This window comes from Pseudomonas sp. FSL R10-1339, assembly GCF_009600545.1.
GTDB lineage: Bacteria > Pseudomonadota > Gammaproteobacteria > Pseudomonadales > Pseudomonadaceae > Aquipseudomonas > Aquipseudomonas bubulae.
Window position 1 is genome coordinate 44,402 of sequence record NZ_WIVQ01000023.1, and the last position, 13,967, is coordinate 58,368.

Genomic DNA, 13,967 nt, shown 5'->3' on the forward strand with positions numbered 1-13,967 from the left:
GGAGTTTTTTGTGGACGAGAAACAACGTTACGACGAGGGCATGCAAGTACGCCGTGCGGTGCTGGGTGATGCCCATGTGGATCGTAGCCTCAATGCCCTGACCGAGTTCAACAGTGAGTTCCAGGAAATGATCACCCGCCATGCCTGGGGTGATATCTGGACCCGTCCGGGGTTGGCGCGCCATACCCGTAGCCTGATTACCATCGCGATGCTGATCGGCATGAACCGCAATGAAGAGCTGAAACTGCATCTGCGCGCTGCGGCCAACAATGGCGTGACCCGGGCCGAGATCAAGGAAGTGATCATGCAGAGTGCTATCTATTGCGGGATTCCGGCGGCCAATGCGACGTTTCATCTGGCTGAATCGGTGTGGGATGAATTGGGGGTTGAGTCGCGGGAGTAACAGCGGCTACAGATCAATCTGCATCCCTAGCCTGAAACAACAAACCCGCCATAAGGCGGGTTTGTTGTTTAACCGATACGCATCAAGCCTTGGGTGGCTGATCCGAAACAGGGCGGTTTTGCCCGGTCTGTTCGTACCAGCCGCCACCCAGCGCCTTGTACAGCGTGACTTCACTGGTCAGCTGCGAAAGACGGTCGGTGATCAACGATTGCTGCGCGCTGAACAACGAGCGCTGGGCATCGAGGAAGGTCAGGTTGCTGTCGATGCCAATCCGATAACGACGCTCGGCCAAACGGTAGTAATCCTGGTTGGCGTTGACGAAGTCGGTTTGCGCCTGCAACTGCTGGTTGTAGGTTTGACGCGCTGCCAGACCGTCAGAAACTTCCTGGAAGGCGGTCTGGATTGTTTTCTCGTACTGGGAAACGGTGATCTCTTTCTGGATTTTTGCGTAGTCCAGGCTGGCGCGCAAAGCCCCTGCGTTAAAGATCGGCAAGTTGATTTGCGGTGAGAACAGCCAGGTGCCCGAGCCGCCCTTGAACAGCCCCGACAGGTCAGGGCTCAAGGTCCCGGCATTGGCCGTGAGGCTGATGCTCGGGAAAAACGCTGCCCGCGCCGCGCCGATGTTGGCGTTGGCGGCCAGCAACTTGTGCTCGGCTTCAAGGATGTCCGGACGACGTTGCAGCAAGTCCGATGGCAGGCCAGCCGGTACTTCGCTCAACAGGTCGGCTGCCAGCGGTTGGGCTGCCGGCAGGTTGTCCGGGATGGTGCTGCCCAGCAACAGCGCGAGGCTGTTCTGATCTTGCGCCACCTGACGGGTGTAGCGGGCCAGCTGCACCTTGGCGTTTTCCACCGAGGTACGCGACTGGCTGACTTCAAGGGCCGAGGCCACACCGACTTCATTGCTGCGCAAAGTGAGCTTGTAGCTCTCATCGAACGCCTTGAGGGTGTCTTCAGTGAGCTTGAGCAGCTCTTTGTCAGCCTGCCAGGTCAGGTAGGCATTGGCGACGCTGGCTACCAGACTGATCTGGGTGCTGCGTCGGGCTTCTTCGGTTGCAAAGTAGTTCTGCAACGCCTGATCGCTCAGGCTGCGAACCCGGCCGAACAGGTCCAGCTCGTATGCACTGACCCCAAGGGTCGCCGAATAAGAGCTGGTGATGCTCGACTCGCCGGTTTGCGACATGTTGGCCGGAGTACGTTGACGGCTACCGCTGCCAGAGGCCGAAACCGCCGGGAACAGATCGGCGCGCTGGATGCGGTACTGCGCGGCATAGGCGTCGATGTTCAACGCCGCGACCCGCAGGTCGCGGTTGTTGACCAGAGCCGTCTGGATCAGCTGCTGCAGCGCCGGGTCATGGAAAAACTGACGCCAGCCCTGTTCCGCAGCGGCCTTGCTGGCCGCCTCGGTTGGCGAGTAGGCCGGGCCTTGCGGGTATTGCGCCGCTACCGGCGCTTCAGGGCGCTGGTAGTCGGGGATCAGCGAGCAGCCGCCGAGCGTAAACGCTGCAACAGCTACTGCGAGAAGCGACTTGCTCATTGGCCAGCCTCTTGGTTTGGAGTTTTAGTCAGATCCACTTTCTTTTCCGTGTCTTTATTCTTGCCGCCGCCAATGGACGATACGGCCACAAAGAACAGCGGTACCCAGAACACGGCCAGTACGGTGGCGGTGATCATGCCACCGATAACACCGGTACCAATAGCGTGCTGGCTGCCCGAGCCTGCGCCCGTGGAGATGGCCAGTGGAACCACACCCAGTACGAAGGCCAGGGAGGTCATGATGATCGGACGCAGACGCATGCGGCACGCCTCGATCGCGGCATCCACCAGGCTTCGTCCCTGCTCATGCAGTTCCTTGGCAAACTCGACGATCAGAATGGCGTTTTTCGAGGCCAGACCGATGGTCGTAAGCAAGCCCACCTGGAAGTACACGTCGTTGGACAACCCGCGCAGGCTGGTGGCCATAAGCGCACCAATGATCCCCAGGGGTACGACCAGCATCACCGCAATCGGGATCGACCAGCTTTCGTACAGTGCTGCAAGGCACAGGAATACCATCAGCAAGGAAATAGCGTACAGGGCAGGCGCTTGCGAACCTGACAGACGTTCCTCGTAAGACAGCCCCGTCCAGGAAATACCTACACCCGCTGGCAACTTCTTGGCCAGGGCTTCGACCTCAGCCATGGCTTGACCGCTGGTATAGCCCGGAGCCGGAGCGCCGAGAATTTCCATCGCTTCTACGCCGTTGTAACGCGACAGCTTGGGTGGGCCGTAGATCCACTCGCCCTTGGCGAAGGCCGAGAACGGCACCATGGTTCCCTGATCGTTACGCACGTACCATTTCTTCAGGTCTTCGGGGTTCATCCGCGAGTCAGCTTCGCCTTGCAGGAATACCTTTTTGACTCGACCGTGGTCGATGAAGTCGTTGACATAACTGGCACCCAGACCAATGGACAGGGTGTTGTTGATGTCCGAAATGCTCAGGCCCAGGGCGCGAGCGGCCTCATCGTCGATCAGCAGCTTGTATTGCGGTTCATCGTTCAGACCGTTCGGACGTACGCCCGCCAGGATCTTGCTCTGAGCCGCCATCCCCAGGAACTGATTGCGTGCAGCCATCAGTTTCTCGTGGCCAATGCCGGAGCGGTCTTGCAGGTATACGTCGAAACCGGTGGCGTTACCCAGTTCCATTACAGCAGGCGGGGCAAAGGCGAACACCATTGCATCGCGGTAGCTGGAGAACACTTTCTGTGCCCGTGCAGCCAGTGCAAATACACTGTTGTCCGAATCGCGCTCGCCCCACGGCTTGAGCATGATGAACGCCAGGCCGGAGCTCTGGCCACGGCCGGCGAAGTTGAAGCCGTTTACGGTAAACACCGAAGACACAGCGTCCGACTCATCGGCCAGCAGGTATTCGCGCATCCGGTCGATCACTTGCTGAGTACGCTCTGCAGTGGTGCCTGCCGGTGTTTGAACCTGTGCAAACAGTACGCCCTGGTCTTCTTCCGGGAGGAAGGAGGTAGGGATACGGGTAAACAGGAACACCATACCAACCACAATCAGCACATAAGCCAGCAGGTACGGAGCCTTGTGCCGCAGAATGCTGCCGACACCTTTTTCATAGCGTTTCACGCCATTGTCGAAGGTCCGGTTGAACCAGCCGAAGAAACCGCGCTTGTTCTCGCCGTGATCACCCTTCTGGATTGGCTTGAGCATGGTGGCGCACAGCGCCGGGGTGAAGATCAGGGCAACCAGTACCGACAGGCCCATCGCCGAAACGATAGTGATCGAGAACTGGCGATAGATCACACCCGTGGAGCCGCTGAAGAAGGCCATCGGCAGCAATACCGCCGACAACACCAGCGCAATACCTACCAGGGCACCCTGGATCTGCTCCATGGATTTCTTGGTGGCTTCCTTGGGCGGCAGTCCTTCTTCGGACATGACCCGCTCAACGTTTTCAACCACCACGATCGCATCGTCCACCAGCAAGCCGATGGCCAGTACCATACCGAACATGGTCAGGGTGTTGATGCTGAAGCCTGCAGCGGCCAGGATCCCGAAGGTACCCAGCAGTACAACCGGTACTGTCATCGTGGTGATGATGGTGGCGCGGAAGTTTTGCAGGAACAGGAACATCACCAGGAACACCAGTACAACCGCTTCGACCAGGGTGTGCACCACACCTTCGATCGATGCCGAAACCACAGGCGTGGTGTCGTACGGGTAAACGACTTTCATACCTTCCGGGAAGAAGGGTTCCAGGCCGTTGATGGTTTCACGCAATGCCTTTGCCGTGTCCAGAGCGTTGGAGCCCGGGGCCAGCTTGATCGCGATACCCGATGCCGGTTTGCCGTTGAATTGTGCGCTGACGCTGTAGTTCTCACCACCCAGGGCAACATCTGCGACATCGCTCAGGCGTACCTGGGAGCCGTCGGTGTTGACCTTGAGCAGGATCTTTTTGAACTCTTCAGCCGTTTGCAGACGGGTTTTGCCGATGATGGTCGCGTTCAGCTCCTGACCCTTGACGGCAGGCAGGCCGCCCAGTTGCCCGGAGGACACCTGAACGTTCTGTGCGCTGATGGCCGATTTAACGTCCACCGGAGTCAGGTTGTATTTGTTCAGCTTGACCGGGTCGAGCCAGATACGCATGGCGTACTGGGCGCCGAACACCTGGAAGTCGCCCACACCTTCGGTACGGGAGATCGGGTCCTGCATGTTGGAAACGATGTAGTTGGACAGGTCGTCCTTGTTCATGCTGCCGTTTTCAGACACCACACCAATAACCATCAGGAAGTTTTTCACTGCCTTGGTTACACGGATACCTTGCTGCTGTACCTCTTGCGGTAGCAGGGGGGTCGCCAGGTTGAGCTTGTTCTGTACCTGGACCTGTGCGGTGTCAGGGTCAGTGCCTTGCTCGAATGTGGCGGTGATGCTCATGCTGCCGTCGGAGTTACTTTCCGATGACACATAGCGCAGGTGGTCGATACCGTTGAGCTGTTGCTCGATCACCTGAACCACGGTGTCCTGCACGGTTTGCGCCGAAGCGCCCGGGTAGGTCACGGAGATCGAAATGGCCGGTGGTGCAATGCTCGGGTACTGGTTGATCGGCAACTTCAGGATCGATAGAGCCCCGACCAGCATGATCACCAGGGCTATAACCCAGGCGAAAATCGGACGGTCGATAAAAAATTTCGACATGGTTTATTCCCCTTTACTGCCTGCAGCTTTTTCTGTTGCCGGGGCAGATGCCGGGGTTTCGCCTTGTGGCTTGTCCATGATCTTGACTTCAATGCCAGGCTTGATGAATTGCAGGCCATCAGTAATCAGACGGTCGCCAGGGTTCAGGCCTTTCTCAACCAGCCAGTTGCTGCCAACGGTGCGCGAAGCTTGCAGTACACGCAGCTCAACCTTGTTGTCCGGTCCAACGATCATCGCAGTCGGTTGGCCCTTGAGGTTGTGGGTCACGCCGATTTGTGGAGCGAGGATCGCATTGCTGTCGATGCCTGCTTCCAGCTGCGCGTGGACAAACATGCCCGGCAACAGGGTTTCGTCAGGGTTCGGGAACACTGCGCGCAGGGTGACGGAACCGGTGGTTTCATCAACCGAGACTTCGGCGAACTCAAGGCGACCTTCCTGGCCGTACTCGCTGCCGTCAGGCAGGGTCAGCTTGACCTTGGCGGCGTTTTCACCGGCCTTCTTCAAACGGCCACTGGCCAGGTCGCGGCGCAGTTCGAGCATTTCTACCGAGGACTGGGTCACGTCAACATAGATCGGGTCCAGTTGGGTGATCACGGCCAATGCATTGGCCTGGCCACTGGTGACCAGTGCACCTTCGGTGTACAGCGAGCGACCGATGCGGCCGGTCAGCGGCGCCAGCACCTTGGTGTAGCGCAGGTTAACCTGGGCGGTGTTCAGCGCGGCTTCTGCTTCCAGGCGGGCGGCTTCGGCGTTGTCGTATTCCTGACGGCTTACGGCTTGCTCGGCGACCAGTTGCTTGTAGCGCTGAGCCAGTGATTTTGCCGATTGCAGGGTGGCGCGGGCGCTGAGTACGGCGCTTTCATAGATCGCCGGATCGATTTGATAGAGCTGCTGGCCGATCTTGACGTCACTGCCTTCTTTAAAGAAGCGCTTGAGGATGATGCCGTTTACCTGCGGGCGTACTTCTGCCGAACGATATGACGCGGTGCGGCCAGGCAGATCGGTGGTCAAGGTAAATGGCTGGGTTTTCAGCGTGACAACGCCGACCTGAGGGATTTGCGGGGCAGGTGCTGCCTCTTCCTTTTTGCATCCGCTGAGCAGCGAAGCAAGGGCGATGGCAGCAACCAGAGCGGTAACAGCTGGCTTGAATTGCATGAAGATCCTCGGGTCAGGCACGCGAAAGCGCACAAGAATAGTGGAAGGGTAAAGAAAGCTGTTCCGGGTGGATAAATAGCTTGCTAAGTAATATACTTACATTCGTGTCTGTTTGTAAATAGTGGGACGCTGTCTCGCCAAGCCTTACAGCGCCATTTTTCATGCGTGTAGTAGACCGGGATAAGGCATAACAAGCGCCACCCGATGTTGGTCCGGGCAAGTGACCGTAGAGGCCCGGATCCTTCTGATTGAGGTTTTTATTGCCATGGTGCGTCGTACCAAAGAAGAAGCTCTTGAGACCCGGAGCAAAATCCTCGAAGCGGCCGAACAGGCCTTCTATGAGCGCGGGGTTGCCCGCACGACGCTGGCTGATATCGCCACACTGGCGGGTGTCACCCGTGGTGCCATTTACTGGCACTTCAGCAACAAGGCCGAGTTGGTTCAAGCCATGCTCGACAGCTTGAATGAGCCTCTGGATGAAATGGCCAGGGCAAGCGAAAGCGAGAACGAAGTCGACCCGCTTGGCTGCATGCGCCAATTGCTGATTCACTTGTTTCGCCAGGTTGCCATTGACCCAAAAACCCGGCGTATCAATGAAATTTTGTTCCATAAGTGCGAATTCACTGACGAAATGTGTGATTTACGGGCTCAACGCCAGATGGCGATGCTCGATTGCAACAGCAGGATCGAGCTGGCCCTGAGCAATGCCATTCATCGTCAACAGCTCCCTGAAAATCTGGATGTTCGCCGTGCTGCCATCTGCCTGCATGCCTATATCGACGGAATACTCGGACAATGGCTGCTGGTTCCCGACAGCTTTGACCTGTACACACACGCGCAATCCTGGGTCGATACGGGGCTGGACATGCTGCGCACAAGCCCAGCTTTAAGAAACTCCGGCAATATCCGAGAGGGAGTCTAGTAGGCTCAAGCAATAAGGCGAGTGAAGATTTTGCCCTTTGGGCCATTTGATGGCAGATGGCATTTATATACGTCTGGCCCGCGGGTTTAAAGTTAGCGAGCTAAGTATTTTGTAGCTAAATTGTTATCGTTTAGTTAAACGTCCCACAGCCAGATGTAATTAATCCTAAGCGATTGCGGATTAAGGATTACTGAACGGCGGCATTGTTCTCGGTTATTTTTTCCAATCAACCCTTCCTGCCTTGGCTTCCCCTACACTTGAGCAACGCTTTGGCCTCAGGCCAGAGCTGCCAGCAACGGGGGAGCGGGCAACTGCCAGGCTGTTTTCCTCTCCCGACTGAAGCAAACAGACTGCGACGGTGTGGTGTGTCGTGGACAATTCGAGGAATAACAAGTGAACAAGATTTACTCGAGTGCTGAATCCGCTTTGCAAGGCCTGGTCGAAGACGGCATGACCCTGGCTGTAGGCGGTTTTGGCTTGTGCGGTATCCCCGAAGCGCTGATCGCGGCTTTGCGCGATACCGGCAAGCGCGAGCTGACGGTGATCAGCAATAACGCCGGGGTTGACGGATTTGGTCTGGGGCAACTGCTGGAAACGCGCCAGATTCGCAAAATGATTTCTTCCTATGTTGGCGAGAACAAAGAGTTCGAACGCCAGTACCTGGCGGGCGAGCTGGAGCTTGAGTTCACCCCGCAAGGCACCCTTGCGGAAAAGCTGCGGGCGGGCGGGGCGGGTATCCCGGCGTTCTTTACCAAGACTGGCTACGGCACGCTGGTAGCTGAAGGCAAGGAAACCCGGGAGTTCGATGGCGAGTGGTATGTCATGGAGCGTTCACTGCGCGCCGATGTAGCCCTGGTCAAGGCCTGGAAGGCCGATACCTCTGGCAACCTGCTATTCAATAAAACCGCACGCAACTTCAACCCTTTGGCGGCCATGGCGGCCAAGGTGTGTGTGGTGGAAGTGGAAGAGATTGTCGAGGTTGGCGAGATCGAGCCCGATCAGGTGCATTTGCCCGGGATTTACGTACAACGGCTGGTGCTCAACGCTGCGCCGGAAAAACGTATTGAACATCGCACTGTGCGGAGCGCCTGACCATGGCCTGGACTCGTGAAGAAATGGCGCATCGTGCCGCCCAAGAACTGCAGGACGGTTTCTACGTCAACCTGGGTATCGGTTTGCCCACCCTGGTGGCGAACTACATTCCTGAAGGTATGGATGTGTGGTTGCAAAGCGAAAATGGCCTGCTGGGCATTGGTCCGTTTCCGACTGACGATGAAGTCGATGCCGACCTGATCAACGCCGGCAAGCAAACCATCACGACTTTGCCGGGAAGCAGCTTCTTCAACAGTGCCGATTCGTTCGCGATGATTCGTGGCGGTCATATCAACTTGTCGATTCTGGGGGCGATGCAGGTGTCCGAGAAGGGCGACCTGGCCAACTGGATGATCCCCGGCAAGATGGTCAAGGGCATGGGAGGGGCGATGGATCTGGTAGCCGGGGTCAAGCGCGTTGTCGTGCTGATGGAGCACACGGCCAAGGGCGGCACCCATAAACTGCTTAAACAGTGTGATCTGCCGCTGACGGGCGTGGCAGTGGTCGACCGGATTATCACCGACCTGGCCGTGCTGGATGTGACCGGGCAAGGACTCAAGCTGGTGGAACTGGCGCCGGGAGTCACCCGCGAGCAGCTTCAAGAGGCCACGGGCTGCGCAATCAACGGTTAGGAGCCAAGCCTCTGGTAGCAAGTGCCGTAGAAACGAGGCTGCTGCTACGCAGACGGCTGCCTTCCAGTTTTAAAGTGTTTTCGCCGGGTCAAATACGCAAAAAGCCCCAAAAGGGGCTTTTTGCTTAAACGTGAATCAGCGTTCCAGGTCGACGATCTTGCCTGGTTTGCCATCCCACTCGGCCGCGTCCGGCAGAGGGTCTTTGCGTTCAGTGATATTTGGCCAGATTTCAGCCAGCTCGACGTTCAACTGAACGAAATTCTCCATGCCGGCAGGCACTTCATCTTCAGAGAAGATCGCCTGTGCAGGGCATTCAGGCTCACAAAGCGCGCAGTCAATGCACTCATCCGGGTGAATCACCAGGAAGTTCGGGCCTTCGTAAAAGCAGTCCACCGGACAGACTTCTACGCAGTCGGTGTACTTGCACTTGATGCAGTTGTCGGTGACGACGAAGGTCATTTCTAATTCTCTCCTCAGGCGGCGGCAGCGAAGCCCTTCCAGAACGGGTTCGCCGGGTTCGGGAGTGATATCTAAAGACCAGGCTAAAAGGTCAGTAGCATCCCGAACCGCGCGCGATTCTAGCAGCTTTTAAAGGCGTGTCTTTAATGTGTAGAGCAAATCGAGCGCTTTACGTGGCGTCATGTTGTCCAGATCGGCCCTGGAAAGGTCATCCAGCACCGGGTGCGGCAGGCTGGCAAACAGGTCGCTTTGTTGTGGCGCAGGCTTTTTGCCAGGCTTCGCAAGTGGCACTTCATGGGGCAGGCTGGTGGTCTCCAGGCGGCTCAAATGCTCGCGGGCACGGCTGATGACTTCACTCGGTACCCCCGCCAGTTGCGCCACGGCCAGGCCATAACTCTGGCTGGCCGGGCCCGGAAGAACATGGTGCAGGAACACGATACGTTCATTGTGCTCGGTTGCGCTCAAATGCACGTTGGCGACCAGCGGTTCACTTTCGGGCAGTACCGTCAGTTCGAAGTAGTGCGTGGCAAACAAGGTGTAGGCGCGCAACTGGGCCAGACGTTCTGCTGCAGCCCAGGCCAGGGACAGGCCGTCAAAGGTACTGGTGCCACGACCCACTTCGTCCATCAGCACCAAGCTGCGTTCGGTGGCGTTGTGCAAAATATTGGCGGTTTCGCTCATCTCGACCATAAAGGTCGAACGGCCACCTGCCAGGTCATCACTGGAACCGATCCGGGTAAAAATTCGGTCAACCAGCGACAGCTCGCAACTGGCTGCTGGCACAAAACTGCCGATATGGGCCAGCAATACGATCAATGCAGTCTGGCGCATATAAGTCGACTTACCGCCCATGTTAGGACCGGTAATCACCAGCATGCGGGTGTTGTCATCCAGCCCCAGGTCGTTGGCCACAAACGGCGTAGTCAGCACTTGCTCGACCACTGGGTGGCGACCCTGGCTGATGCGCATGCACGGCTCTTCAACAAAGCGCGGGCAGTTCAGGTCCAGGTTCAGCGCACGCTCGGCCAGGTTGCTCAGCACATCCAGCTCGGCCAGGGCGGCGGCGGTGTCCTGCAGCGGTGCGAGGTGGCCGATCATCTCTTCGAGCAATGCCTCATAGAGCATTTTCTCACGAGCCAGGGCACGGCTCTTGGCCGACAGGGCCTTGTCTTCGAAGGCTTTCAGCTCCGGGGTGATAAAGCGTTCGGCGCCTTTGAGCGTCTGGCGGCGGATGTAATCGGCCGGAGCCTGTTCGGCCTGTTTGCTTGGCAGCTCGATAAAGTAGCCGTGGACCCGGTTGTAACCGACCTTGAGGTTGGACAGGCCGGTGCGGGCTTTTTCCCGGGCTTCCAGGTCAATCAGGAACTGGCCGGCGTTTTCGCTCAGTGCCTGCAACTCGTCCAGCTCGGCGTCATAGCCGGTTTTAAGCACGCCGCCATCGCGGATCACCGCGGGTGGGTTGTCATTGATGGCTTTTTCCAGCAGTGCGCCCAGTTCGGGGTAGGTGCTGGTGATCGTGGCCAGTTGCTGCAAGTGCGGCGCTTCGAGGCCGAGCATGGCGTCTTGCAGTTCCGGCAGCGCGTTCAAGGCATCACGCAGGCGGGCCAGGTCGCGGGGGCGCGCGTTGCGCAGGCCGATACGGGCCAGGATCCGCTCCAGGTCACCGATTTCCTTGAGCTGTGGCTGCAGCTTTTCAAAGCGATAGCCATCGAGCAGGCAGGTAATTGAAGACTGGCGCGCCAGCAGCACGCTCAAATCGCGCAACGGACGGTTCAACCAGCGGGTCAGCAAGCGGCTGCCCATCGAGGTCTGGCAACGGTCGACCACTGATTGCAGGGTATTGTCGCGACCGCCGGCCAGGTTGGTGTCCAGCTCCAGGTTGCGGCGGCTGGCGCCATCGAGCACCACGGTGTCGTCCAGGCGCTCATGGCGCAGGCTGCGCAAGTGGGGCAGGGCCGTGCGCTGGGTTTCCTTGGCATAGCTGAGCAGGCAGCCTGCAGCGCCGATGGCCAGGGTCAGGTTTTCGCAGCCAAAGCCTTTTAGATCCTGGGTTGAGAACTGCTGGCACAGGCTTTTCAGGGCCGAGTCACGCTCAAAGTCCCACGGCGCACGGCGACGAACGCCACGACGTTTTTCCGCTGGCAGGCCTTGTGGCCAGTCATCCGGGATCATCAGCTCAACCGGGTTGATGCGCTCAAGCTCTGCCAGCAGGTTTTCCCAGCCCTTGATCTCCAGCACCGAGAAGTTGCCACTGGTGATATCCAGCACGGCGAGGCCAAACAGACGCTCATCGCCCAGCACCGCGGCAATCAGGTTGTCGCGGCGCTCATCCATCAGCGCCTCGTCACTGACGGTGCCCGGGGTGATGATGCGTACGACCTGACGCTCGACCGGTCCTTTGCTGGTGGCCGGGTCGCCGACCTGCTCGCAGATCACTACCGACTCCCCCAGCTTGACCAGCTTGGCCAGGTAACCTTCGGCCGCATGGTAAGGGATCCCGCACATCGGAATCGCCTGCCCGGCAGACTGGCCACGTGCCGTGAGGGTGATGTCCAGCAATTTGGCGGCTTTCTTCGCGTCTTCGTAGAAGATTTCGTAGAAATCGCCCATGCGATAAAACATCAGCTGGTCAGGGTGCTGGTTCTTCAGGCGCCAGTACTGCTGCATCATCGGGGTATGGCTGGACAGGTCGGAAGTATTTTTACTCATCAGGACTTAGGCGGATTCGTTCAGAAGTGGGGGAAAGGCAGGCCGTGGCCTGAGGTTTTCGCAATGGGCGCAAGGTTAACATGTCAGCCCCTTGCATCTACAGGTGCGCACCGGGCGCGCTGACTGGCTGCTATAAATAGAAGAAATAGCATTTGCCATCAATAAACACCGCCAGCACTATTGCCGCCATGTCAAAACGAACTGTTTCAACCGTCCTTAAAGAGCTGCTGGCCCGGCACGGTATCAGCGCGATGGCGCTTCACCGCAGTACGGGAGTACCGCAACCTACGTTGTCGCGAATATTGAGCGGCAAAATTGCCGATCCTTCCGACAGGCATATCTCCAAAATCGCCGAGTATTTCCACATCAGCACCGATCGCTTGCGCGGCCGGGAGGATGTGCGGGTGCCTGAAATCGAGCTACGTCACCCAGAGTTGCGTGATATTTGCCTGTGGGATGACGACACCCCGGTGGCGGACGATGAAGTGTCCATTCCATTTTTGCGTCAGGTTGAACTGGCCGCCGGCTCAGGGCGCTTTGCCATTGAGGAGAGCGAACGCGCCAGGTTGCGTTTCGGCAAGCGCAGCCTGCGCCATAACGGCGTGGAGTTCGATCAGGCCAAGTGCGTGACCGTACGCGGCGACAGCATGCTGCCAGTCCTGCGCGATGGCGCAACGGTGGGAGTCAATGCGGGCAAACGTACCCTTGACGAAGTGGTTGATGGCGACCTGTATGCGGTCAATCACAATGGCCAGTTGCGGGTGAAACAGGTGTATCGCCTGGCGGGCGGTATTCGTTTGCGCAGTTTCAATCGCGACGAGTTCCCGGATGAGGACTACGCCTACAACGATCTCGAGGATGAACAACTGGTCATTCTTGGTCATGTGTTCTGGTGGGGCATGTACGCCCGCTAACCATAAGTCTTGGAACACCCTGTGGGAGCGAGCCTGCTCGCGAATCAGCTTTCGCGAGCAGTATTTTCACCCAACCAACAGACAATTCTCACCGTATTTGCAGGTCTTGGCCGACTTGTTGAAATTGTCCGAATAAATATATGCACTGGTGCATTGACTGTATATCCATACATGCATGGTCTTTATTCCATTGCGGCCAACGATGGATCTCAGGCAGGGGTATGACGTTTCAGCCAGACCGGAAATTGGCGCTTATCAATAAGGACACAGGAGTGATCACATGATGAATGAACCGCAAGTCTTACTGGAAATGCCGGTTTTACTGGTCATCCTCCTTGCCTTGGTAGGCGGCGTTTTTGGCGAGATGTGGCGGGCAGACAAGGACGGCACCAGCGGATGGCCACTGATGCGGCGCCTGGCGTTGCGTTCGGGCGCGTGCGTGGTGTGCGGTGTCTCGACCTTTATGCTGCTGTACTCGGCCGGGATGTCGATTCTGGCCGCAGGGGCCCTGGGTTGCCTGACCGCACTGGCCGGTGCAGATGCGGCAATCAGCCTGTACCAGCGCTGGGCCGCGAAGCGGCTCGGGGTAGACGCTGCGCCCGGTGACTCGCGGATCGAGCCGTAACAGGCGCTTTTTGGTGTAGGTTATGGCGCAGACCCGCCATCAGGAGAGGACAGTGGATCAAATATCTCAACTTGCGTCTGAACTCGGGCTGCTGTTAAAGGCTCTCAATGCCCAGGTGACAACCGCCGAGTCCTGCACCGGTGGCGGCATTGCCGAGGCCATCACCCGTATTGCCGGCAGCTCGGCGTGGTTTGAGGCAGGGTTTGTGACCTACTCCAACCAGCAAAAGACCCGGCAACTGGAGGTTCCCGAGCCTTTATTCACCCGGGTGGGGGCCGTCAGCCGCGAGGTGGTCGAGGCGATGGTGCAGGGTGCGCAGGCCCAAAGCGGGGCGCGATTTGCCGTGGCGGTCAGTGGTGTGGCC

At 58.1% G+C, this 13,967-nt stretch carries 12 protein-coding genes; 7 read left to right on the plus strand and 5 right to left on the minus strand.

Annotated elements, in window-relative coordinates:
* Positions 1–10: 10 nt before the first annotated feature.
* A complete protein-coding gene (pcaC, locus tag GHO03_RS09795) occupies positions 11–403 on the plus strand; it encodes a 4-carboxymuconolactone decarboxylase (RefSeq protein WP_095003009.1) in 393 nt (130 codons plus the stop codon).
* A gap of 82 nt (positions 404–485) precedes the next feature.
* Here pcaC and GHO03_RS09800 read toward each other — a convergent pair whose 3' ends face one another.
* From GHO03_RS09800 to GHO03_RS09810, 3 genes are read right to left on the minus strand one after another with little or no spacing between them, the layout of a single operon-like run.
* Positions 486–1,937: an AdeC/AdeK/OprM family multidrug efflux complex outer membrane factor gene (locus tag GHO03_RS09800; RefSeq protein ID WP_016779756.1), complete on the minus strand. Its 1,452-nt coding sequence runs from the start codon at positions 1,935–1,937 to the stop codon at positions 486–488.
* Entirely contained in the window at positions 1,934–5,095 is a 3,162-nt protein-coding gene (locus GHO03_RS09805) for an efflux RND transporter permease subunit (protein WP_095003010.1), read from the minus strand. The genes GHO03_RS09800 and GHO03_RS09805 overlap by 4 nt, the downstream gene beginning before the upstream one ends.
* Before the next feature lie 3 nt (positions 5,096–5,098).
* Positions 5,099–6,250 (minus strand): efflux RND transporter periplasmic adaptor subunit, encoded by a 1,152-nt coding sequence (locus GHO03_RS09810; RefSeq protein ID WP_095003011.1) that lies wholly within the window; start codon positions 6,248–6,250, stop codon positions 5,099–5,101.
* Positions 6,251–6,515: 265 nt separating this feature from the next.
* Here GHO03_RS09810 and GHO03_RS09815 point away from each other — a divergent pair, with 265 nt between their 5' ends.
* The 3 genes from GHO03_RS09815 to GHO03_RS09825 all read left to right on the plus strand — a co-directional run bounded on the left by GHO03_RS09815 (position 6,516) and on the right by GHO03_RS09825 (position 8,896).
* Positions 6,516–7,172 carry a TetR family transcriptional regulator gene (locus tag GHO03_RS09815; RefSeq protein WP_095003031.1) on the plus strand — a complete coding sequence of 219 codons (657 nt, stop codon included), beginning with the start codon at positions 6,516–6,518 and terminating at the stop codon, positions 7,170–7,172.
* Between the two features lie 393 nt (positions 7,173–7,565).
* On the plus strand, positions 7,566–8,264 hold the full coding sequence (locus tag GHO03_RS09820; RefSeq protein WP_095020417.1) for a CoA transferase subunit A: 699 nt from the start codon (positions 7,566–7,568) through the stop codon (positions 8,262–8,264).
* 2 nt (positions 8,265–8,266) lie between these two features.
* Positions 8,267–8,896, plus strand: coding sequence for a CoA transferase subunit B (locus GHO03_RS09825; protein WP_095019809.1), 630 nt, complete (start codon positions 8,267–8,269; stop codon positions 8,894–8,896).
* A gap of 135 nt (positions 8,897–9,031) precedes the next feature.
* Here GHO03_RS09825 and fdxA read toward each other — a convergent pair whose 3' ends face one another.
* On the minus strand, positions 9,032–9,355 hold the full coding sequence (gene fdxA, locus GHO03_RS09830; protein ID WP_153399717.1) for a ferredoxin FdxA: 324 nt from the start codon (positions 9,353–9,355) through the stop codon (positions 9,032–9,034).
* Positions 9,356–9,484: 129 nt separating this feature from the next.
* A complete protein-coding gene (gene mutS / locus GHO03_RS09835; protein ID WP_095003014.1) occupies positions 9,485–12,064 on the minus strand; it encodes a DNA mismatch repair protein MutS in 2,580 nt (859 codons plus the stop codon).
* A 188-nt stretch (positions 12,065–12,252) separates the two neighbouring features.
* On the opposite strand from mutS, the gene GHO03_RS09840 reads away from it, so the two are divergent.
* The 3 genes from GHO03_RS09840 to GHO03_RS09850 form a co-directional block, all read left to right on the plus strand.
* Positions 12,253–12,978, plus strand: coding sequence for an XRE family transcriptional regulator (locus GHO03_RS09840; RefSeq protein ID WP_095019810.1), 726 nt, complete (start codon positions 12,253–12,255; stop codon positions 12,976–12,978).
* Between the two features lie 280 nt (positions 12,979–13,258).
* The gene (locus tag GHO03_RS09845; RefSeq protein ID WP_095003016.1) at positions 13,259–13,603 is read left to right on the plus strand and encodes a phage holin family protein; all 345 of its coding nucleotides are present in this window, start codon (positions 13,259–13,261) and stop codon (positions 13,601–13,603) included.
* Between the two features lie 22 nt (positions 13,604–13,625).
* A partial coding sequence (locus tag GHO03_RS09850; RefSeq protein ID WP_153327829.1) for a CinA family protein occupies positions 13,626–13,967 on the plus strand: 342 nt, incomplete at its 3' end.